This window comes from Vibrio sp. 05-20-BW147 (assembly GCF_013369385.1).
In the GTDB taxonomy this organism is placed as follows: domain Bacteria; phylum Pseudomonadota; class Gammaproteobacteria; order Enterobacterales; family Vibrionaceae; genus Vibrio; species Vibrio floridensis.
Genome location: NZ_SZTO01000081.1, coordinates 1 through 880 on the forward strand (window position 1 = coordinate 1; position 880 = coordinate 880).

The window sequence follows — 880 nt, forward strand, 5'->3', positions numbered from 1 at the left end:
TCAATCAATTTTCGAGTAAGCGCGTGGTTAGAGCGGCTGGCTCAATCAGCAATTTGATCTTAGGTTTTTGATTTTTAGCAGCCAAATTTCAAAGTCTGATTTTTAAAAATTATGAGTCATTTCAGTTTTCTAGCTTTTGGCTTTTGTTTGTGAATCAAAGTCGAGTTAATCTTGTTTCCCGAAAAATGTAACCCATTGAAGCTTAAGCATAACAAAGCGTTTAAGTGGGATTTGGCACGCGTGGCATTTTCAGTTTGCGTTGGGTTCAGTGATTACGGCGCTGTGCGGTAGCTTTTGTATTGCGTGCCTGCACCCCTTAACGCGGCGTTATGTTTAAAGGAAAGTTTATGATTGATTGGTTTACAACCGTTTTTTCTCAACCAGCTCAGAAGGCTCAGCTGTTTTCTATTGTGTTATCTTCCTTAGTTGCTTTCTCTGTATTGTTGCTAAATCAGTGGTTTACATCTCGCCGGGCTAGAAAAGATCATATGATCGAGAAAATCGAAGAGTTCTATGAAGCCATAGGTGAATATGAAAAATGTGCTTTTGAGCTATTTAATACAATGTTCACTCAAAGTGAAGATAATAATCAATTTCAAGAGGTGGTCGATCGTCTTCAAACTTCAGTACAGAGGGTTGAAATGTATATAGGGCTTCATTTTCCTGAAATAAATTTTGACGCTAAGGCTCATACTAAACTAATGCAAACAGCTTACTATAGTTTGAGTCACGCAAAAGCACGTAGAGGTGGTGTAAGCTTTGCTGCTGATGACTTCCGAAGTGAAATGGGCAATCTGAATGAATTACTTGGCAAAGTGCGCCAAAATACTAGTCATATAAAATCAGATGCTCAAGCATTAATGAAACGTCATAAACATTA

The 880-nt window shown here is 38.1% G+C and carries 1 protein-coding gene; it reads left to right on the forward strand.

Features of this window, described 5'->3' with window-relative positions; all coding sequences use genetic code 11:
- Positions 1 to 347: 347 nt before the first annotated feature.
- Positions 348 to 880, forward strand: a 533-nt coding sequence (locus tag FC652_RS20070; protein ID WP_176299901.1) for a hypothetical protein, incomplete at its 3' end; no start/stop codon positions are given.